The 19698-nt window shown below is 71.4% G+C and carries 18 protein-coding genes and 1 tRNA gene; 5 read left to right on the plus strand and 14 right to left on the minus strand.

Translation table 11 applies throughout. The features are described from left to right. Positions 1–33 precede the first annotated feature (33 nt). The gene (locus FDF13_RS00510; protein ID WP_137317987.1) at positions 34–1356 is read right to left on the minus strand and encodes a GNAT family N-acetyltransferase; all 1323 of its coding nucleotides are present in this window, start codon (positions 1354–1356) and stop codon (positions 34–36) included. Positions 1357–1980: 624 nt separating this feature from the next. Between FDF13_RS00510 and FDF13_RS00515 the strand changes: the two genes are divergently transcribed. Together FDF13_RS00515 and FDF13_RS00520 are read left to right on the plus strand one after the other, a co-directional pair. Then, positions 1981–5250, plus strand: coding sequence for a proline-rich domain-containing protein (locus FDF13_RS00515; RefSeq protein ID WP_137317988.1), 3270 nt, complete (start codon positions 1981–1983; stop codon positions 5248–5250). After that, on the plus strand, positions 5243–6001 hold the full coding sequence (locus tag FDF13_RS00520) for an MBL fold metallo-hydrolase (protein WP_137317989.1): 759 nt from the start codon (positions 5243–5245) through the stop codon (positions 5999–6001). The genes FDF13_RS00515 and FDF13_RS00520 overlap by 8 nt, the downstream gene beginning before the upstream one ends. A 124-nt stretch (positions 6002–6125) precedes the next feature. Here the strand turns inward: FDF13_RS00520 and FDF13_RS00525 are convergent, their stop codons facing one another. The 3 genes from FDF13_RS00525 to rplJ form a co-directional block, all read right to left on the minus strand. Beyond that, positions 6126–6758 carry a hypothetical protein gene (locus FDF13_RS00525; RefSeq protein WP_137317990.1) on the minus strand — a complete coding sequence of 211 codons (633 nt, stop codon included), beginning with the start codon at positions 6756–6758 and terminating at the stop codon, positions 6126–6128. Between the two features lie 381 nt (positions 6759–7139). Continuing rightward, positions 7140–7529, minus strand: coding sequence for a 50S ribosomal protein L7/L12 (gene rplL / locus FDF13_RS00530; RefSeq protein ID WP_101652197.1), 390 nt, complete (start codon positions 7527–7529; stop codon positions 7140–7142). Positions 7530–7592: 63 nt separating this feature from the next. Continuing rightward, entirely contained in the window at positions 7593–8135 is a 543-nt protein-coding gene (rplJ, locus tag FDF13_RS00535) for a 50S ribosomal protein L10 (protein WP_137320282.1), read from the minus strand. Positions 8136–8446: 311 nt separating this feature from the next. On the opposite strand from rplJ, the gene FDF13_RS00540 reads away from it, so the two are divergent. Beyond that, a complete protein-coding gene (locus FDF13_RS00540) occupies positions 8447–9052 on the plus strand; it encodes a DedA family protein (protein ID WP_137317991.1) in 606 nt (201 codons plus the stop codon). Positions 9053–9268: 216 nt separating this feature from the next. On the opposite strand, the gene rplA is transcribed toward FDF13_RS00540, so the two are convergent. The 10 genes from rplA to FDF13_RS00590 all read right to left on the minus strand — a co-directional run bounded on the left by rplA (position 9269) and on the right by FDF13_RS00590 (position 16974). After that, positions 9269–9964: a 50S ribosomal protein L1 gene (rplA, locus tag FDF13_RS00545; RefSeq protein WP_137317992.1), complete on the minus strand. Its 696-nt coding sequence runs from the start codon at positions 9962–9964 to the stop codon at positions 9269–9271. A gap of 71 nt (positions 9965–10035) precedes the next feature. After that, positions 10036–10473, minus strand: coding sequence for a 50S ribosomal protein L11 (rplK, locus tag FDF13_RS00550; protein WP_137317993.1), 438 nt, complete (start codon positions 10471–10473; stop codon positions 10036–10038). Between the two features lie 205 nt (positions 10474–10678). After that, a complete protein-coding gene (gene nusG / locus FDF13_RS00555; protein WP_137320283.1) occupies positions 10679–11449 on the minus strand; it encodes a transcription termination/antitermination protein NusG in 771 nt (256 codons plus the stop codon). Between the two features lie 233 nt (positions 11450–11682). After that, positions 11683–11961 (minus strand): preprotein translocase subunit SecE, encoded by a 279-nt coding sequence (gene secE / locus FDF13_RS00560; RefSeq protein WP_137317994.1) that lies wholly within the window; start codon positions 11959–11961, stop codon positions 11683–11685. Between the two features lie 76 nt (positions 11962–12037). Beyond that, a tRNA-Trp gene (locus tag FDF13_RS00565) sits at positions 12038–12110 on the minus strand. Between the two features lie 144 nt (positions 12111–12254). Next, positions 12255–13931 (minus strand): metallophosphoesterase, encoded by a 1677-nt coding sequence (locus FDF13_RS00570; protein WP_137317995.1) that lies wholly within the window; start codon positions 13929–13931, stop codon positions 12255–12257. Then, positions 13928–15001, minus strand: coding sequence for a UDP-N-acetylmuramate dehydrogenase (locus FDF13_RS00575; RefSeq protein ID WP_217494873.1), 1074 nt, complete (start codon positions 14999–15001; stop codon positions 13928–13930). Before FDF13_RS00575 ends, FDF13_RS00570 begins: the two co-directional genes overlap by 4 nt. Then, positions 14998–15498, minus strand: a complete 501-nt coding sequence (locus tag FDF13_RS14905; RefSeq protein ID WP_137317997.1) for a MaoC/PaaZ C-terminal domain-containing protein — start codon at positions 15496–15498, stop codon at positions 14998–15000. The genes FDF13_RS00575 and FDF13_RS14905 overlap by 4 nt, the downstream gene beginning before the upstream one ends. Then, positions 15495–15947 (minus strand): MaoC family dehydratase N-terminal domain-containing protein, encoded by a 453-nt coding sequence (locus FDF13_RS00585; protein WP_137317998.1) that lies wholly within the window; start codon positions 15945–15947, stop codon positions 15495–15497. The genes FDF13_RS14905 and FDF13_RS00585 overlap by 4 nt, the downstream gene beginning before the upstream one ends. 169 nt (positions 15948–16116) lie before the next feature. Further along, a complete protein-coding gene (locus FDF13_RS00590) occupies positions 16117–16974 on the minus strand; it encodes a TetR family transcriptional regulator (protein ID WP_137317999.1) in 858 nt (285 codons plus the stop codon). Positions 16975–17118: 144 nt separating this feature from the next. Here FDF13_RS00590 and FDF13_RS00595 point away from each other — a divergent pair, with 144 nt between their 5' ends. Continuing rightward, positions 17119–18072, plus strand: coding sequence for a cyclase family protein (locus tag FDF13_RS00595; RefSeq protein WP_137318000.1), 954 nt, complete (start codon positions 17119–17121; stop codon positions 18070–18072). Further along, positions 18069–19685, plus strand: coding sequence for a class I adenylate-forming enzyme family protein (locus FDF13_RS00600; protein ID WP_137318001.1), 1617 nt, complete (start codon positions 18069–18071; stop codon positions 19683–19685). The genes FDF13_RS00595 and FDF13_RS00600 overlap by 4 nt, the downstream gene beginning before the upstream one ends. Positions 19686–19698 lie beyond the last annotated feature (13 nt).

Genomic DNA, 19698 nt, shown 5'->3' on the forward strand with positions numbered 1-19698 from the left:
GGTACCCCGTAGGAGCGATCCCGGGGCGAGGGATCACCCGCCTCCGCGCTGCCAAGTGCCGGTCATCCCCAGCGCCCGGAAGCCGACCCGGTCGTTGATCGCGAGCATCGGCGTGTTCTCCGCGGCGTTCCACGTGTACACCCGCTCGACCTCCGGGGCGCTCGCGCGCAGGTGGCCGGCATTGAGCCGCTTGAGGAGCACCGCGTATCCGCGCCCGCGGGCCTCCGGCACCGTCACCGTGGATTCCTGGAACCCGAACTCGCGGCCTTCGCCGACGTGGTAGACGGTGGCGCCCAGCGGCGCGCCGTCGTCCGCCCGCAGCAGCACCGTCCCGTAGGCCGTGATGCCGCGGGCCCGGGTGAGCCGGTCCTCGTCGCGGACGCGCTCCGGGGTGTGCACGACGGGCTCGAAATCGGCCTCCCCCACCGGGATCGTCGCCTCGAACACGGTGAGGAGGTGGGCGAGCGCGTCGAGGAGGTGGGCGGGGACATCGCCCACCCAGCTGTGCGCGCGGAGGCCGGCCGGCACCTCGGGCGCGGGGACGTCGCTCACGGGGAGGACGGCGAAGCGCTCGATCTGCACGAGGCTGAACCCGCGGGACTCGAGCAGGAGGAGCGCCGGGTCGTCGGCGAACAGGGCGCCGTGGCCGGGCGCGAGGCGGCGCAGCGGCCGGGTGCCGTTCGGCCCGCGATCGGGGTCGAGGCGAGCCGCCCCGGGGTCCGGACGGGCGGTACCGGAGTCGGAGCCGCCCTCGGGACGGGCACCGTCGAAATGGGCGGCGGGCCGCCCGAGTGCGGTTGCGGAGTAGTTGTCGTCCGGGTGGTCGGGGTGCTGCTCGTCGGCGTAGAGGACGGTGCGGCCGACCTCCGAGACGACCGCGTCGACGTGGGCCCAGAGCAGATCGTCGACCGCGGCGGCAGTCTCCGGCGCGAGGCCGGGGAGGACATCGACCGCGACGTCGGCGGAGTCGAGGTTGTCCCGGAGCGGGGCGACGACGACGGCGCAGCCGAGGCACGCGTCCCCGCCGACGGCGAGAGCGAGATCGCGCAGGTGGTGGGGGTCCGATTCCCAGCCAGCACGGCGCTCCGCGGCGGTGGTGACGAGTTCGGGGAGGCCGATGCTCTCCATGAGCACCTCCTCCTCGATCGCCTGCACGTGGTCGAGGAACTCGCCGAAGAGCTGCGGGTCGGCGGCGACGTCGGCGGCCCGGAGGAGGCGCAGGTCGGCCGAGCCCGGGCCGGTGGCCGGGGTCGGCCGCGCGGGGTCCCCCGACTCGGCGGGCCGGGTGCCGTCGTCCGGCGCCGGACGGGCATGAGCGAGCAGCGCGGCGGATGAGGGTGCCGGGGATGCGCTCATGGTCCACTTCTACCACCGCCGATCGTCCGGAGCGATGCCTGGCGGGGCCGTCGCCACGCGGGTGCGGTTGACTGTGGACAACCGCAGGCGCGGCATCGGCGGCTGGTAGGTTCGGGCTGACGGCGCGGTCGCGCATCGCCGCGCCCTTGCCTGGACCGGAGGAGACATGGACACTGGGGCCGATCCCGGATATCTCATCGTGTGGCTGTGGATCTCCTGGGCCGTCGCCCTGCCGGTGCTCCTCGCCGCGGGGATCGCCACCCTCATCAGCCTCGGCGCGGGGCGGGGAGCCGCCGAGGCGCCCCGGCCGCGGGCCACTCGTGCGGCTGGTCGCCCCGGGTACCCTTCCCCCGCCCTGGCACGATGCCTCCGCGCCCGCCCTGGGTGCCGCAGGCGGACGCGCAGGTCGCCGGCCCCCCGATACCGCGCTCCGCTGCGCACCCCGGCATGCACGCGCCCGGGAACCAGTCCCCCGGCATGCACGCACCCGGGATGCAGGCCCCTCGCACGGCGGCTCCGACGCCGGGCCAACCGGTTGCCGGGCATCTTGCGCCCGGCCATCCGGTGCCCGGTCGATCGCAGGGCGGCCGACCGGCTCCCTCTCCGGCCCGCACCGACCGGAGCGTGCTGTACCCCAATCTCCTCCTCGGCGTCGCCTGCCTCTTCGTCCTCGCGGCCGCGGTCGTGTTCGCCGGGATCAGCCAGTCGGCGGTGCTGCGGGCCGTGAGCATCTGGGCCGTCGCGCTCCTCGCCTACGGTGCGGGTCTGCTCCTCCACGGCCTGGCACCGCGCCTGCGCCCGATCGGCATCGCGCTCACCGGGCTCGGCCTCGCGCTCGTCCCGATCGCCGGCGGGCTGCTCGGCGGGCTGTCGCTGACGAGCCCGTCGCTGGCGTGGTTCATCTCCTCCGCCGTCGGGGCGCTCTGCTACGGCTTCGCCGCCTTCCGGCTGCGCTCGGCGCTCATCACCTGGTTCGGACTGCTCTTCGTCCTCTCCCTCGTGCTGTCGATGATGGCCCTGACGCCCGCCCCGACGGTCTGGTACTTCTGCGCTCTCGTGCTCGCCGCCACGGCATTCGCCGTCGCCGCCCGGCTGCTCACCGGCCGGGTCCACCCTGCGTTCGTCCTGCCGCACCTCGTGCTCGGGGAGGTCGTCGCGCCGGCGGCGGTGGTCGCCTCCGTCTTCATCGATCCGTTCCCGAGCGCGTGGGCCTGGGCCGCACTGTTCGCTGTGCTCGGCGTCCACTACCTCGTCGGGGCGTGGTGCCTGGGCTCGACGGTCCGCGGTCCGATCGCCCGGCTGGCGCTCTCGACCTCCCTCATCTGGGCCGTCGGCGCGACCATCGGCAGCCTCTGGCCGGACCAGCCCCCGGCGACCCAGGCAGGCGCCATGGTGCTCACCGCCCTGGCCCTGTCCGCCGGGTTCCTCGGGGAGACCCTGCTCCACCGCCGTCGCACCCTCGCCACCTGGTTCGTCCTCGGAGTCGCCGCCGGGATCGGGCTCATCGCCACGCTCGTCTCGCCGTTCTCACTGGCCTCGCCCCTGGTGCGGCCGCTCGCCGGCGGCACGATCGCCCTCACCGTGCTCCTCGTGGTGCTGCTCGTCGTCTGCGCGCTGCGTTTCGACCTCCCCCCGGCGCGTGCCGGAGCGGTGGCGCTCGGCTGCACCCTGGGCCCCTGGGCAGCCGCCGCACTCGGCGTGAGCGACGCCGAGGTGTCCCCCTCGAGCGGGGCTCCGTACCTCTTCCTCATGGTGGGTCTCGTCCTCGTGCTCGCCGCGGACGGCGCGGGCGCGGCGTGGATCACCTCGAAGCGCGGGCGGCATCTGCTCCACCTCCGCCGCTCCGCCCCGCTGCTGTCGGCGGTGACGAGCGGCACTCTGCTCGCCCCCGCGTTCGGCGCGCCCGATGCCGGACACCCGCTCCTCGCGTTCGGCGGCTACCTCGTCCTGCTCCTGGCGCTGTGCGCCGCCGCCTGGGCGGTGCGCTCCGCGCTCCTCCTCACCGGCGCGATCCCGCTCGTCACCGCAGCAGCACTCACCGTGGCCTCGTCGTACGGGGCGGACGGCCTGCGCATGACCGCCCCGGTCCCGAACGACGTCGTGCGCCTGGGGCTCACCGTCGCGCTGCTCGGCGGAGTCGTCGTCGCGGAGGTCCTGCTGCTGCGGGCCGGACGCCGCTGGCGCGCCCGCTACGCCGGGACCATGGCCCTGCTCCTCGCCGGTGCCGTCGCCCTCGACGTCCTCGTCCCCGTGTTCCCCGCTCCGGACAGCGACCTCGGCCTCGGGGTGCTCGCCCTCGGCGCCGTCGGCGGCCTGCTCCTGCTCCACGCGGTGGTGGTCTTCGGCCACCGGATGCGGCCCCGCGCCCCGGGCAGCCGACACGCGCCTCCCGGTCTCGGTTCGACCGCAGTCTGGGTGGGCCTCGGTGCGCTCACCGTCCTCACCGTGTTCCGGGCCGGCCAGGCGTCCACGCTGTTCGCCGTGATCACCTGTGTGCTGCTCGCCGCCGCCGGGGCACACGCGACCCTCGTGCACCGGAACCAGTGGCTGCTGCTCCCGGTCGCCGCGGCCTCGGCCATCGCAGTCATCAAGCTCTCCGGTCTGCCGTTCGACGACGGGGCGCTCCGGACCGTCGTCTCCGCCTGGGTCGTCTGGGCCCTGTGGTACGGGTGCTACTGGGCGCTCACCTCGGCCGGGAAGCCGGCCACGGCTCCGCTGGCGGTCGCGTTCGCGGCCGCTGTCACCGCGATCGTCGCGACCCCGCTGCTCGACGTCGAGGTCCCCTGGCTCAACTCCGTCACGCAGCTCGCCGTCGGCGTCTCGGTGACGATCCCCGCGCTCATGCTCGCCCTCCTCACCGCACGGGTCAGGGACACGACCATCCGCCGGATCCTGCCCGAATGCGCTTCGTTCGTCGGTGCCATCGGCCTCATGATCGCCGCCCACGGCGTCGTGTCCACCGCTCTCGTCGTCAATCTCCACTTCCTCGCCGCGGTCGCCTGGCTCTGGGCGTGGCTGGCCGACCGGCGCGGCGACGCACCCGTCGGCGGCACCCTGCGCCGGGTGATCTCCGCGGCCGCGGTGAGCCTCACCGGCGTGTACGCCGGGCTCGTCGACGGAGGCTGGTACACGGTGCTGTTCCTCGTCGACCACGTCGCGCTGCTCGTCTACGGTGCGGTCCGCTCGCGGGCCTGGGCACTGTGGTGGGGTCTCGGCGCCTCGGTCGCGGCGATCGTGTGGTTCCTCCGCGATCTCGTCTGGCTCGCTCTCATCGTCCTCGCGCTCGTGCTCATCGGCGTCGTGGTGTGGCTCCTGCTCCGCAAGCCGCAGGACCAGACCCGGGGCGGGCAGCAGGCGCCGAGGCCGGGCGGGTCTGTCGGTCCGGAGTGGCCGGGGTACCCGCCGGGTCCGGGATACTCGCGAGCGCCTGGGGCGCCGGGACCGGGATTCCGGCAGACAGTGCCGAGGGTCCCGCAGGCAGGGCCGGGGGTGCCGCAGGCAGGGCCGAGGGTCCCGCAGGCAGGGCCGGGGGTGCCGCAGGCAGGGCCGGGGGTGCCGGGACCGCGCAGCGCTGCGGAAGCGGCACCACGTCCACCGGTTCCGTCGCACGCCCGACTCGGGGGCATACCCGGAACGAACCCGGGCGGCCCTGCCCCGAACGGTCCGGCCCAGACGCCGTACCCCGGTTCCGGCGGACGGCCGGAGCAGCCGTCTCCGTGGGGGCCTCCGGGTTGGGCCGGTCGGCCCGATGAGCAGTGGTCGCCACGGCCGCAGCAGCCCCGCCCGCCCGGGCCGCCGCACACTCCAGGACCTCCGCACAGCTCCGAACCCCCTCCACCCGGCCCACCGGCCCCACCCGGGCCTCCCCCACCGAACAGGAGCCCGCATGGTTGAGATCTACGTGTTCACCTCGGACCCGGTGCAGCTCAACTCGTACCTCGTCGTCGGCCCCGAGCGGGCACTCGTCGTCGATACCGGCGCCGGACCTGCCCAGGCAGGATCCATCCTCGCGGCGTTCCGTGCCCTCACCGATCTGCCGCTCACCGTGGTCAACACCCACGACCACTGGGACCACTTCTTCGGCAATGCCGCATTCGCCGCGGACGGGGTCGACGATTTCCTCGCCTCCCCCGGATTCGTCCGCGATCACCGGGCCTCGGCGTGGATCCAGCTCGAAGCCGTCCCCCTCGAGCACGAGCCGGACCTGCCCACGCCGGAGGACCTCCTCGTCCCCGTGACGGCGGTCGACACCGGTGAGACGCTGTCGCTGGGCGACTGCACGGTCGAGTTCCTCCCGCTCGGCGGGCACACCGAGTCCGACCTCGTCATCCTGTGCGAGGACGTCGCGCTCGTCGGGGATCTCGTCGAAGAGGGTGCGCCGCCTCAGTTCGGCGACGATGCGCTCCCGGCGCGGTGGGCCGAATCGCTCGAGACCCTGCTCGCTCTCCCGCAGCCGCAGGTATTCGCGCCCGGGCACGGTCAGCCCGTCGACCGTACGTTCCTCGCCGCCCAACTCGGGGACATCGCAGCGGTGGCAGAGAGCGACTCCACTGCCGAGGTGCCATCCCGGACCGCTCCCCCGTTCACCTGGGTGGGCACCGGGGCAGGCTCCCACCTGCCGGCCGGGGTGCGCCGGCTGCGCTGAAGCAGCGGTGTGCCGGTCGCTTCGTCAGCGCGCTTCGATCCGCTGATGGTCGCAGGCACCGGACCCCGATCGAGTACTCCAGGGATCCTCGGGGTGAGCCCGGGCCGGCCGGGGTCCTGCAGGGTCACGGGCGCGGCGCCCCGGTTTCCGGCGGGAACGCGGACGCGCTGCCCGGCTCCTCGTCCGGGCGGAACACCGCCTGCTCGTCGAACAGGCCGCGCAGCGACGCTGCGACCTCCTCGACCACCGGGTACGCCTGCCCGTCGCGGCTGCAGCTGTTCCGGCCCTCGATCACGTGGAGGCGATCGTCCCCGACCCACACCTCGAGCGTGGTCGACTTCGTTCCGGCCGGGGGCGGTTCGCCGCCACAGGTCTGATCGCTGAGCACTGCGTGCTCGGCGGCGGCGATCGCATCCGCCCAGACCTCGGCGTCCATCTGCTCGCGCGCCTGCCCGATGTGGGCCCCGTACGAGTCGACGGTGATGCTCGCGGCGCTCGGATCCGCGTCGAGCCGGTAGCTCCGGTGGTACCGGGGCGGCACCGAGGAGTCGCGGTGGATGATCCGCAGGGCTGTCTCCGCGGGGTCGAGCGGCGACGGGGCCGGCTGCGGGGCGTCCGACTCCGTCGACGGGCCGACCGTGGGGTCCGGAGTGGGGAGAGGGTCGGGGACGAATCCGCAGGCACTGAGGCAGAGGATGGCGAGCGCCACCGTGCCGAGGGCGGGGGCGCCCCGGCGGCGGTGGCCGCGCGAGACCATGGCACCTCGGCCGGCTGCGGCGCCGCGGTGAGCGGGGGCACCCGAGGGGGCAGTGGCACCACAGCCGCGGGAGATTCTGCGAGCACGGGATCGGTTCATACGATCACGGTAGAGCCCGCGGCGATCCCGCATGTGGCGGACGCGTGCCGGTCCGGACACACCGGATACCGCGCACCGGACCCCGCACTCCGGATTCCACGCGCACCGGGTCCTCGAGCAGCCGCCGCGGCGTTGAGATTGCAGATTCTCGCGGAATCGCTCTCAGGAACCTACAAAAATTGAGGGGTGAATGCACGGGACCCCGCTGCCACGGGGGCAGCGGGGTCCGGTGCTGGATACGCTCCGCTCACGGTCCGATCGCTCGGACCGCGGCGGATCGGATCACTTGAGGGAGACGGTGGCGCCGGCGGCCTCGAGGGCCTCCTTGGCCTTCTCCGCGGTCTCCTTGTTGACGCCCTCGAGGACGGCCTTGGGAGCGCCGTCGACGAGCTCCTTGGCCTCCTTGAGGCCGAGCGAGGTCAGTCCGCGGACCTCCTTGATGACCGGGACCTTCTTCTCGCCGCCGGACTCGAGGATGACGTCGAACTCATCCTTCTCCTCGGCGGCGGCCTCGCCACCGGCACCGCCGGCAGCAGGGGCGGCGGCAGCGGCGACCGGAGCGGCGGCCTCGACCTCGAAGGTCTCTTCGAACTGCTTGACGAAGTCGGAGAGTTCGATCAGGGAGAGCTCTTTGAACGCTTCGATGAGCTCTTCGGGGGTGAGCTTAGCCATGGTGGCTATGTCCTTCCTTACATGGCTGACGATCGCAGCCGGGGTGGTTTACAGGGGTGAAACTCATGCGTCCTCGGTCGCGGCGGCCTCGGAGCCGGCGTTCTTCTCGCGAAGAGCGTCGACGGTCCGGACGGTCTTGACCAGCGGGGCGGTGAACATGTAGGCGGCCTTGTAGAGGCTGCCCTTCATGGCACCGGCTGCCTTCGCAAGCAGCACCTCGCGGGATTCGAGGTCGGCGAGTTTCGTGATCTCGTCAGCGGTCAGCGGCTTCCCCTCGAGGTAGCCTGCCTTGATGACCAGCTGCGGATTCGCCTTGGCGAAGTCACGCAGCGCCTTCGCGGCCTCGGACGGTTCGCCGGTGATGAAGGCAATGGCGGAGGGTCCGTTGAGGAGTCCGTCGAATGCCTCGATGCCGGCTTCCTTGGCAGCGATAGCGGTGAGCGTATTCTTCACCACGGCGTAGCTTGCCGTCTCACCGAGTGCTACGCGCAGGTCTTTCATCTGCGCGACGGTGAGACCGCGGTACTCGGTCAGCACTGCAGCCGGGGAGTTCTCGAGCAACTGCTTGAGCTCCGCAACTGCCGCTGCCTTGTCAGGCCTCGCCATGGTATTCCTTTCGTACGATGTCGGTGCCGAGAACACGAAAAAGCGCTCCGCGCAGAATGCACGGAACGCTGCGACTGCGGATGCGAACATCCTGATCATCGTTCTCATGACACCTGCGCTGGTCACTCTCTGCGAGTCTTCGCCAGTGGGCACGATCATCCGATTCCGGATGAGGTGATTCCCACGGGGACCGACGGTCTTGGGCAGTCTTCATGCTAGTGCACGCGGCCCCGGACTCCAAATCCGCGGCTGGGCCGGGGCCGCGACGGGGCCGCGGCCGGGCCGCCCGGGGAGACCTGTAGCCTGGGGCGGTGGAGGAGATCGGTGCATGGGTGGCGGGCTTCGCCGGAACGCTCGCGGTGTACCCCATCGCCGCATTCGTCAATGCGATCGCCGGCATCGTCCCGCCGATCCCCTCGACGGCTCTGTTCGTGGGCCTCGGCGCGCTCAACGCCACGAACGGCGAGCCGTCCTTCCTGGGACTCGTCCTCGCGATGATCGCCGGTTCGATCGCCGGGGACCTCGTCCTCTATGCGGTCGCCTCCCGCTTCGACTTCCGGCGGTGGCCGCTCCTGTCCTCCCCCCGCGCGCAGCGCAGGCTCGACCGGATCGAGGACCGGCTCACCGACGAAGCGCTCGAGGTGCTCGTCATCTCCCGATTCATCCCCCTCGGGCGCACCGCCGTGTCGCTGCTCGCCGGCGCCGGCCGGATGCCGCTGCGCGACTTCACCGGTGCGTTGACGACTGCCTCGGTCCTCTGGGCCCTGTACTCCGTGGGCTTCGGCTGGGTCACCGCACGGTGGATCCCGGTCCCGACGATCGTCGCGGTGATCATCGCGATCGTGCTGTCGATCGTGCTCGGGTTCGCGATCTCGCGCCTCGGCGACTGGTGGATCGAGCGCCGCGCCGACGACTGAGCGCCGCGCCGCCTCACCACCCCGGTCAGGGCAGCGGGCCGGCCCGTACCGCGCCCACGGTCACGGCCTCGCCGACGGCTGGCCGCACTTCGGCGGACCCTTCCAGTGCATCGGACGCGCACCATCGAGCGCAGAACGATCACTGGTGTGTGAATACGCCACCGGCGGGGTGCGGACGGATCCGCACCCCGCCGGTGGCGGCGGTTCAGCGCTGCGTCAGGGGCGCAGGGCGTTCGCGTCGACGGGCACGCCCGGACCGTTGGTGGTCGAGATCGTGGCCTTCGAGATGTAGCGGCCCTTCGAGGAGGACGGCTTGAGACGGAGCACCTCTTCGAGCGCGGCGTCGAAGTTCTCCTGGAGCTTCTCCTGGTCGAACGACGCCTTGCCGATGATGAAGTGGAGGTTCGAGTGCTTGTCCACCCGGAACTCGATCTTTCCGCCCTTGATGTCCTGGACGGCCTTGGCCACGTCCATGGTCACCGTGCCGGTCTTGGGGTTCGGCATGAGGCCGCGGGGACCGAGCACCTTGCCCAGGCGTCCGACCTTGCCCATCATGTCCGGGGTGGCGACGGCCGCGTCGAACGCGGTGAACCCGCCGGCCACCTTCTCGAGCAGGTCATCGGAGCCGACGTAATCGGCACCTGCTTCACGGGCAGCCTCTGCACGGTCGCCGGCGGCGAACACCAGGACCGTGGCGGTCTTGCCGGTGCCGTGCGGGAGGTTGACGGTGCCGCGCACCATCTGGTCTGCCTTGCGCGGGTCGACGCCCAGGCGGAACGCGACCTCGACGGTCGCGTCGAACTTCGACACCGAGGTGTCCTTGGCCAGGGCGATCGCCTGTGCCGGATCGTAGAACGTGTCTGCCGCGATCTTCTCCGCGGCGGCCCTGTAGGCCTTCGAGCGCTGTGCCATCTGCTTCTCTCCTTGCAGTCGTGGTCCGGGCCGCGCAGGCCCTGCCACTGGTGGGGTCCGATCCGAGAGGATCAGGCCTTGATGTCGGTGGTGATGCCCATCGAACGAGCGGTGCCCGCGATGATCTTCGAGGCGGCCTCGATGTCGTTGGCGTTGAGGTCGGGCATCTTGGTCTCGGCGATCTCGCGCACCTGGTCGGCGCTCAGGTGAGCGACCTTGTCGGTGTGCGGGGTGGCCGAACCGGACTTGACGCCGGCGGCCTTCTTGATGAGCTCTGCGGCCGGCGGGGTCTTGGTGATGAAGGTGAACGAGCGATCCTCGTACACCGTGATCTCCACCGGGACCACGTTCCCGCGCTGGTTCTCCGTCGCGGCGTTGTACGCCTTGCAGAACTCCATGATGTTGACGCCGTGCTGACCAAGCGCCGGGCCGATCGGAGGCGCCGGGTTGGCGGCACCTGCCTGGATCTGGAGCTTGATCAGACCGGTGACCTTCTTCTTGGGAGGCATGTTTCGGTCCTTTTCTGTTTCGTCGGCCCCGCAGCCGAGTGCTGCAGGGCGGGTGATCGCCGAAGCCGATGAGAAACGGCAATCAAACCACACCATTGTTCCACGGAACGCCCGCCGGCGCGAATCCGCGCCTCCGGGTCCTGGAACGCGGCAGGCGCCCGGACCGTGCCGAGCGCCTGCCGCGGTGAGTGCTGGGGGGTGCTGATCAGATCTTGGCGACCTGCTCGAAGCCGAGCTCGACGGGCACGTCGCGCTCGAAGATCGAGAGCAGCACGGTGAGCTTCTGCGATTCGGGGCGGATCTCCTGCACGGTGGCGGGGTGGCCCTCGAAGGAGCCCTCTTTGACCATGACGGACTCGCCGACCTCGAACTCGACGGAGATCGGGGTGCCGGCCTGGGAACCGCCGCCGGCGCCCGCCTCGGCCTGGGCCTTCGCCTGCTGCTCCTCGAACACCGGGGCGAGCATGGAGAACACCTCGTCGAGGCGCAGCGGGACCGGGTCGTAGGCGTTGCCGACGAATCCGGTAACGCCCGGGGTGTGGCGCACCACGCCCCAGCTCTCGTCGGTGAGGTCCATGCGGACGAGCACGTAGCCGGGGATCCGGACGCGGCGGATCTGCTTGCGCTGGCCGTTCTTGATCTCCACGACGTCTTCCATGGGGACCTGGATCTCGAAGATGTGCGCCTCCATGTCGAGGCTGACGATCCGGTTCTCGAGGTTGGCCTTCACCCGGTTCTCGTAGCCGGCGTAGGAGTGGATGACGTACCAGTCACCCTCTTTCATCCGCAGCTCGGCCTTGAACTCCTCGGCCGGGTCGACCTCGTCCTCGTCCGGGGCATCCGCGCCCTCGGACTCGGCGGCCTGTTCCTCACCGGCCTGCTCGCCGGTCTCGGCTGCGCCGTCGGCAGGTGCCTCGGTCGCATCGGCAGGGGCGTCCGCGGAATCGGCGGTCGCCTCGGCGGGGGCGTCCTGCACGGGATCGACGGGGTCGACGGTCTCAGCACCCTCGGTCGCGGCGTCGGCGGTCTCAGGGGTCTCTGCGGGGTCGACCGTGGCGGTCTGCTCCTCGGCAGGGGCCGCCTGCGGCTCGACTGCTTCGACGTTCTCGGTTTCCGGGGTGTTGTCCGACACCAGTTCTCCTTATGAGTGAGTGGTTGGCGTGCGCCAGGGCTGCGCGGTCCGCGCGCTGTTGAGGTGCGGTGGGCGGCTCACCAGAGCGGCCAGAGGGGGCTTCCTGCGAAGACGGTCCCGGCGAGCTTGCCGAAGATGAAATCGAGTGCCGTCACCAGCAGCATCATCACGACGACGAAGGCGAGCACCACGAGGGTGTAGTTGATGAGTTCTTTGCGGGTCGGGGTGACGACCTTCTTGAGCTCGGCCACGACCTCGCGGAAGAATTGGAGCAGGCCGCCGAACAGCCCGCGCTTCTTCTGGTCCGCGGAGCGCTCTCTCCGAGCCCCCGAGGCCTCTGCAGGTGTGTCTGCCACGCATCCTCACTCGGTCGTCGTTGAAATGGTCCTGTGCCGCCGAGCCGGATCGTCGAACCGACCGGCGAAGCCTGAGCAGGGGTGACAGGACTCGAACCTGCAACCTACGGTTTTGGAGACCGTTGCGCTACCAATTGCGCCACACCCCTTCGGCGTGGAGGGGCACCCGCGTGAAGCGGAGGGCCCACCGCCAAGGCACGAGCATACAGTCTCCGCCGCCTCGCCGTCGAACCGGGCCGGTCCCGAGGCCGAGGCGCCCGCCGCCGGCCGGTCGCTGCCCGTCGGCACCCTCCTCACGGCCCGCCGTCCGCCTGCGCCCCGGCCTCGGGATCCTCGGCCGGCGCCCAGGGGCCGGGCCGGGGCACGGTCTCGCGGGCGGAGAAGGTCACCCCGGCATCCATGTCCACGGTGACGACCTGGAGGTCGAGCGGCGCCCCGGTGTCCGCGTCGAAGCGGATGATGCTGAGCTCGGCGGGCATCTTGAGCGGGCCGGGGGTGAGAGCGTCGGCGAGCGCCCCACCGGTCGTCGAGCTGACGTAGCGGATGCCCCGCGCAAAGGGCTCGGGGCCGACCCGGCGGTGCCAGTGGCCGCTGAGCGCGAACGGCACGCACCCGGTCTCGAGCGCCGGCTGGGCGTGCCGGGGGTCGTGGATGAGGGTGATGTCGGCCTCGGCCCCGCACGCCTCGGCGGCCATCCGTGCGCCGAACTCCGCGGCGGTCTCCCCGGTCTCGAGCACCGGCTCGGAGACGCCGAACACCGTCCGCCGCGGGTCCGGACCGCCGTGGATCCGCAGCCCCGCGATTTCGACGGTGCCGTCGGCGAGCACCGTCCAGCCGGTGCTCGCCGCGTGCCGAGCGGTGTCGAGGGAGTCGTGGTTGCCCTTGATGAGGACGCGCGGCAGCCGGTCCGGCAGCTGGTGGGCGAGCGCGTCGACGCAGTAGTTCTCCGCCGGGGTGCCCGTCATCGTGATGTCGCCGCCGTCGAGGTAGAGGTCGGCCCCGGTGCGCACGACCACGTCCCCGACGACCCGGGCCATGCCGACGTTGCAGTGGAGGTCGGAGCCGAGCACCGCGGTGACGACCTCGCCGCTGTGTCCGCCGGTCCGCGGGTCCGGCGGCGGGACGAGCGCGGCGGCCGCCGACCAGCGGGCGTCGAACGGGCGCTCGGTCCAGGCGGTGTCGAGCGCGGCCAGCGCCTGGTCGTAGAACGCGTCGTTGTCCTCGATGAATCCGTCGACCAGCCCCACCGCCTCGTCGATCACCCCGGACAGCCGACCGGTGACCTCCGCCCCGGCGAGCGGGGTGCCGGCGAAGGCGGGGTTGGCGGTGATGGGCTGCGGGCGCTGGATCGGCACGAGGAGCACGGCGAGCAGGCACGCGAGCGCGGTGCCGGAGGCGAGTCCGGCGGTGGTGCGGCGCCGCGAGCGCGGCGTGCTGCGGTCCGGCGGCCCGCGCATCACGACGACGACGCCGATGAGGGCGGCGAGCCCGAGCCCGGCCCCGGCCTCCCTGGCGAGGGCGTCGGCGGCGAGTCCCCGGGCGACGATCCGGAACTGCCCCTCGGGTGAGGAGAAGAACGTCGCGTATGCGGACACGTCCTCCCCGAGCGCGTCGAGGGTGGTGCCGCCGAGCGCGGACTCCGCCGGGATCTCGCCGACGTCGATGCGCGCGCCGAGGCCGAACGGGAGCAGCTCGGCCGCCGGCATCCGCACGCTGCCGAGCGCCCCGAGGTCGATCGTCACCGCGGCATCCGTGGTGAGCGAGTACTCGGCCATGTGCGGGCCGAAGTTCGCCTCGGTCCGGGCGGTGAGCACGGCCCACGGCGCGACGAGCAGCAGGCAGGCGAGGACGACCCCGAGGCCCGGCAGCACGCGGAACAGGGTGCGGGCGATGTCGCGCGGCTCGTCGAATCGGTGCGTCCGCCGCCCCGGGCGCCCACCGGGAGGGGTCCGGGTGAGGAGAGGGCTCATGCGTCCAGGCTGCACCCGATGAGGTTGGGCTCCGGCTCCAGCGTGATCCCGTACGCCTCGCGCACTCCGGCGCGGATGTGCCGGGCGAGCTCGAGGATGTCCGCGGCGCGGGCATCGCCGCGGTTGGTGAGGGCGAGCGTGTGCTTCTGCGACAGGGTGGACCGCTCCCCCAGCCCGAATCCGCGGCCGAACCCGGCCCGGTCGATGAGCCATGCCGCCGAGGTCTTGACCAGGCGCGGGTCGCGGGCGCCGGTCACCGGGTCGGTGACGGGGTACACGGGGGCCTCGGCGGGGAGTGCGGCGTCGGCGGGCAGGATCGGATTGGTGAAGAAGGAGCCGGCGGACCAGGTGTCGTGGTCGGCGTCGTCGAGCACCATGCCCTTGGAGGCGCGCAGCGCGAGGACCGCCTCGCGCACCTCGCGGGTGTCGACCTGCTCACCGAGGTCGACCTCGAGCGCGCGGGCGAGCTGCGTGTAGCGCACCGGGGCGGACAGCCGGGACACGCCGAGCCGGAAGGTCACGGCGAGCACGACGAACTGCACCGCCCCGGTGTTCGCCGCGGTGCGCTTGAGGCGCGAGGTGCGATAGCCGAACTCGAGGTCGGTGCGGTCGAGGCGCAGCTCGTCGCCGCTCATCCGGTCGAACACGAGCACCGATTCGATCGACTCGGCGACCTCCGCCCCGTAGGCGCCGACGTTCTGCACCGGGGTGGCGCCGACGGTGCCGGGGATCCCGGAGAGCGCCTCGAGACCGGTGAGGCCGCGAGCGAGGGTGTCGGCGACGAACGCGTCCCAGTTCTCGCCCGCCTCGACGGTGAGGAGCCGTTCGTCGGGGGTGACCTCGTGCATCTGCACCCCGGTGGAGCGGATGAGACAGACGGGTCCGGAGAACCCCGCGTCGCCGATGAGGAGGTTCGAGCCGCCGGCGACGAACAGCACGTCCGGGCGCGGCCCGCCGGCCTGCAGCGGGTGGGCGGCGCAGAACTCGGCCAGCGCGCCCCGGGTGGGCGCCTCGGTGACGGTGTCGGCCGGCCCACCCACGCGGAAGGTCGTGAGCTCGGCGAGGTTCACGAGAGGCGGACCTTGACCTGGGTCCGGCCGAGCACCTTCGTGCCGCCGGAGGTCACCTCGACGTCGAGGCGGGCGATGCCGGCCTCGGTGTCGACGGCGCCGACGGAGGCCGTCATCTCCAGCGAGGTCGTCGGGGTGTCCGGCGCGCCGGATTCCGCATCGGGCACGACGACCGGGGAGGTGAACCGGGTGCGGTAGTCGACGATCGCGCCGGGGTCCACCGCCCATTCGGCGATCCGGGAGATCACCGAGCCCATGGTGAGCATGCCGTGGGTGATGACGTTCTCGAGGCCGACCTCGCGGGCGAAGCGCTCGTTCCAGTGGATGTGGTTGTAGTCGCCCGAGGCCCCGGCGTAGCGGACGAGGTCCGCGCGGGACAGCGGGATGCTCGCGGTGACGACGGTGCGCCCGACCTGGAGGTCGGCGAGCTTGGGGGCGATGTCGGACGGCGAGGGGCGGTACTCCTCGCGCGGGACTCCGGTGGGCTGGTCGCTCATGCGTCCTCTCCTCTCACGACGATGGTCGAGACCACGGTGGCGACGGGTTCGTCGCCGTCCGCGGTGGTGAGCTCGGTGCGGGTGGTGATCATCGCGTGGCCGCCGGCCTCGCGGATGCCGTCGACGTGGCAGGTCGCCGCGAGCACGTCCCCGGCGACGATCGGACGGGTGTAGGTGAACTGCTCCGAGCCGTGGACCACCCGGGCGAAGTCGATGCCGGCGTCGGGCCGGGTGATGTAGAGAGCCTCGGTGCGCTGGGCGGGGATCACCGCGAAGGTGGGCGGGGCGACGACGTCGGAGTAGCCGAACTGGGCCGCGGACTCCGGATCGAAGTGGGACCGGCTGTTCGCACCGGTGGCGCGGGCGAACTGGGCGATCGCCTCGCGGGTGACCTCGAACGGCTGCGCGAGCGGATAGCTCGAGCCCTGCAGCTCCGTGTTCACTGCCATGCTGCTCCTTCTGGTGGTCTGGCCCGCCGGAGCGGGCGCTCGGCGCCCGGACCCGGCGGTCTCGGTCCTGGCAGTCTATCGGCGGACGGCCCCCGCCTTCATGTCGGACGGGTCCGGGATGGTGCGAGCCGCGTCACTCCGCGGCGCCGCAGCTCGGCGTGGAGTCCGATCAGCCGGAGCGGCGCGGGCCCACCTGCATGATCGCGACGGCGTAGTCGGCGAGGTCGGCGGCGGCGGACTCCGGGCTCACCGGTCCGCTCGGGTCGTACCACTGGGCGAGCGAGGTGCACATGTTCGCCACGACGCGGCTGGCGATCTTGAGGTCGGGGACGGTGAACACGCCCGTCTCCACCCCGGCCGCGGCCTCCTCGTCGATGATGTGCTGGACGGAGCGGCGCAGCTCGGCGATGCGGGTGCGGTGCGGCTCCTCGACGCTGCGCATCTCGCTCGCCCCGATGAACGCCTTGCTCCGCGCGGTCGCGTGGTAGTAGGCGAGCGCCTCGACGACGGCGGCGAAGCGCTCCTCCGGCGGGCGGTCGGCGACCTTGGCGCGCACGCCCTCGACGCCCTCGATGAGGTTCGCCATCGTGGTGTCGAGGATCGCGACGAGCATCTGCTGCTTGCTCTCGTAGTAGTGGTAGACGCCGGCGACGCTCACCCCGGCCTCCTGCGCGATCTGGCGCATCGAGGTGCCGTGGTAGCCCCAGCGGTTGAAGCAGGTGATGGCCGCCTCGAGCACCTTTGGCAGCGTGTGGTCGTGCCGGCTGTCGGTGCGGGACCCGCCCGCGGTGGGGACCGCGGAGCCGGACACGAGGGCGTCGAGCTCGATGTCGAGGGCGGCGGCGATGTCGGTGAGCCGGTCGACGGTGATCGAGACCTTGTCGCGCTCGATGAGGGACAGCGTCGCCGGGCTCACGCCGATCCGCGTGCTCACCTGTTCGAGGGTCAGGCCGGCGGAGTTGCGGGCCGCGCGGACGCGCCGTCCGAGCTCGCCGCTCTCCGCCGGTGCCGCAGTGTCTTTAGTCATGCTAAAAACCCTAACACTCGTGTGCCGCTCTCACTCCCCGCAGCTTCACAAAAACTCGCACCCCGCATAGTCTGGGGGCCCGTTCGAGTTAGCGCTCGTTCGGATCTGTGAAGATGCAGTCGAAACGCGAAAGGCAATGACGCCATGACCAACGTTCCTGACCTGACTGAGATTCTCGCCGACGCCCCGAAGAACTGGGGCAAGTGGGGCCCTGACGATGAGATCGGCTCCCTCAACTACCTAACCAAGGACGAAGTCCTCCGCGGCGTTCGCAGCGTCGTCTCGGGCGAGGTCCACACTCTGCAGCGGCTGATCGGCGACCCTAAGGGGGACCCGGTCTTCCCCGGCCGCGAGCCGGCCCAGCGGGAGATGATCCTCGACGAGTCGACCTGGGACGGGGAGGACGCCCCGCAGTTCCCGGGCGGTCTGCACTACGCGGATGACAAGCTCCTCGCGTTCCTCCAGGGCTCCACACAGTACGACGCGCTCGGACACGTGTGGTACGACGGGCAGCTGTGGAACGGGTACGACGCACGCACCACCATCGGAGGAATGGAGAAGGCGAGCGTCGAACCGATCGGTGATCGTGGCGTGGTCGGTCGCGGCGTCCTCCTCGACATGGCACGGCATTTCGGGGTCGACTCGATCGAATCCCGGCGCACCTTCGGCCGCGACGACCTGTTGGAATGCGCAGAATCCCAGGGTGTGACGATCGAGAAGCACGACATCCTGGTCATCCGGACGAACCACCTCCAGCGCTTCTTCGACGAGGGGGACGCGTTCTACGAGGACTTCTGCGAACCCGGGCTCGCGTACTCCCCGGAACTCGTCGAGTGGTTCCACGACACCGAGATCCCGAACCTCGTGACCGACACGATCGCCAACGAGGTGACGACGGATCCGAACACCGGAGCATCCCTCATCCTCCACAACGCCCTCATGCGCAATCTCGGAGTGGTGTTCACCGAGATCTGCGACCTCGAGAAGCTCGCGGCCGCGTGCGCCGCCGACAACCGGTGGGATTTCCTCTACACCGCCGCCCCGATCAAGATCCACCGGGCGACGGGTTCACCGGTCAACCCCGTGGTGATCCGATGAAGCCGTTCTCCACTCCGATCGCCTCGCCGTACTCCACCGTCGTCGAGATGTGGCGGGCCGCGGTGGACGAGGCCGGCGACCGCCCCTTCCTCCACAGCTTCGACGCGACATGGACGTTCGCGGAGGTCGATGACCGGGCACGCACGTTCGCCGCTGAGCTGAGCCGTGCGGGAGTCGGGCGCGGCGACCGGGTCGCGCTGTACACGCAGAACGATCCGATCTTCGTCGTCGGCCTCATCGCCGCGCTCGAGGTCGGCGGGATCGCGGTGCCGATCAACCCGATGAACACGACCCGCGAGCTGCGCTATCAGCTCGAGGATTCGGGGGCGCGCGTCCTGGTCACGATCCCGAGCCTGTACCGCGCTGTGGCGCAGGACGTCGTCGGCGACACCGCCGTCGTCCTCACCGTCGTCGGTGGGCACACGCAGTGGACGCAGCAGGGCGAGGAGGTCGAGATCTCCGAGGCCCGGGTCGGCGAGGAGCTCGGTGCGGACGTCCTGTCGGCGGAGTCGATCTTCTCGCAGGAGCGGCGCGAGGAGTCCGTGCCTCCCGACATCTCCGCCGAGGACATCGCGGTCCTGACGTACACCTCGGGCACGACCGGGAAGCCGAAGGGCGCGCAGAACACCCACGGGAACCTCGTGTTCAACGCCGAGAGCTACCTCGAGATCACCGGGCTCGAACCGGGGCAGCCGGTGCTCGGGATCGCTCCGCTGTTCCACATCACCGGGATGGTCGGGCACATCATGCTCGCCATCCGGGCCCGGAGCCCGCTCGTCCTCAGCCACCGGTTCCATCCTGCGGTCATGCTCGAGTCGATCCGCAGGCGGCGACCGGTCTTCGCCGTCGGCGCGATCACCGCGCTCATGGCGCTGGCCGACAGCCCGGCGCAGGAGGACGGCGACTTCGACTCCCTCACCACGATCTTCTCCGGAGGCGCCCCGATCGCCCCGGCGCTCGCGGACCGTCTCGAGGGGATCTTCGGGGCGTACGTCCACAACATCTACGGGATGAGCGAGACGTCCTCGCCGACGCACAGCGTCCCGCGAGGGGAGAAGGCTCCCGTCGATCCCACCTCGGGAGCCCTGTCCGTCGGTCAGCCGATCTACTGCACCCGGTCCCGGATCGTCGATGAGAACGGGGACGACTGCGAGCCGGGCGCGTACGGGGAGATCCTCAGCGCCGGACCGCAGATCACGTCCGGGTACTGGGAGAATCCGGACGCGACCGCACAGGCCTTCGACGGCGAGTACCTGCGCACCGGCGACGTCGGGTTCGTCGACGGGGACGGCTGGTTCTACCTCGTCGACCGGAAGAAGGACATGATCAACGCCTCGGGGTACAAGGTGTGGCCCCGGGAGGTCGAGGACGTCCTCTACGGCCACCCCGCGGTGAGCGAGGCCGCAGTGGTCGGCGTCCCCGACCCCTACCGCGGTGAAACCGTCAAGGCGTTCGTCACCCTCAAGAGCGGTCATCGCACGGATGCGGACGAGCTCATCGCGCACTGCAGGGCGAACATGGCGGCGTACAAGTACCCGCGCCAGGTGGAGATCATGGAGGAGATGCCCAAGACGGCGACGGGGAAGATCCTGCGACGGCAGCTGCGGGACTGACAGGGTCGGGAGC

This window comes from Brevibacterium sp. CS2 (assembly GCF_005280295.1).
GTDB lineage: Bacteria > Actinomycetota > Actinomycetes > Actinomycetales > Brevibacteriaceae > Brevibacterium > Brevibacterium pityocampae.

Excerpts from the sequence above, each read along its gene's own strand:
- FDF13_RS00510 (WP_137317987.1), bottom strand. The coding sequence starts at position 1,356 with ATGAGCGCATCCCCGGCACCCTCATCCGCCGCGCTGCTCGCTCATGCC.
- FDF13_RS00520 (WP_137317989.1), top strand. The coding sequence starts at position 5,243 with ATGGTTGAGATCTACGTGTTCACCTCGGACCCGGTGCAGCTCAACTCG.
- FDF13_RS00525 (WP_137317990.1), bottom strand. The coding sequence starts at position 6,758 with ATGGTCTCGCGCGGCCACCGCCGCCGGGGCGCCCCCGCCCTCGGCACG.
- rplL (WP_101652197.1), bottom strand. The coding sequence starts at position 7,529 with ATGGCTAAGCTCACCCCCGAAGAGCTCATCGAAGCGTTCAAAGAGCTC.
- rplJ (WP_137320282.1), bottom strand. The coding sequence starts at position 8,135 with ATGGCGAGGCCTGACAAGGCAGCGGCAGTTGCGGAGCTCAAGCAGTTG.
- rplA (WP_137317992.1), bottom strand. The coding sequence starts at position 9,964 with ATGGCACAGCGCTCGAAGGCCTACAGGGCCGCCGCGGAGAAGATCGCG.
- rplK (WP_137317993.1), bottom strand. The coding sequence starts at position 10,473 with ATGCCTCCCAAGAAGAAGGTCACCGGTCTGATCAAGCTCCAGATCCAG.
- FDF13_RS00570 (WP_137317995.1), bottom strand. The coding sequence starts at position 13,931 with ATGAGCCCTCTCCTCACCCGGACCCCTCCCGGTGGGCGCCCGGGGCGG.
- FDF13_RS14905 (WP_137317997.1), bottom strand. The coding sequence starts at position 15,498 with ATGAGCGACCAGCCCACCGGAGTCCCGCGCGAGGAGTACCGCCCCTCG.
- FDF13_RS00585 (WP_137317998.1), bottom strand. The coding sequence starts at position 15,947 with ATGGCAGTGAACACGGAGCTGCAGGGCTCGAGCTATCCGCTCGCGCAG.
- FDF13_RS00590 (WP_137317999.1), bottom strand. The coding sequence starts at position 16,974 with ATGACTAAAGACACTGCGGCACCGGCGGAGAGCGGCGAGCTCGGACGG.
- FDF13_RS00595 (WP_137318000.1), top strand. The coding sequence starts at position 17,119 with ATGACCAACGTTCCTGACCTGACTGAGATTCTCGCCGACGCCCCGAAG.
- FDF13_RS00600 (WP_137318001.1), top strand. The coding sequence starts at position 18,069 with ATGAAGCCGTTCTCCACTCCGATCGCCTCGCCGTACTCCACCGTCGTC.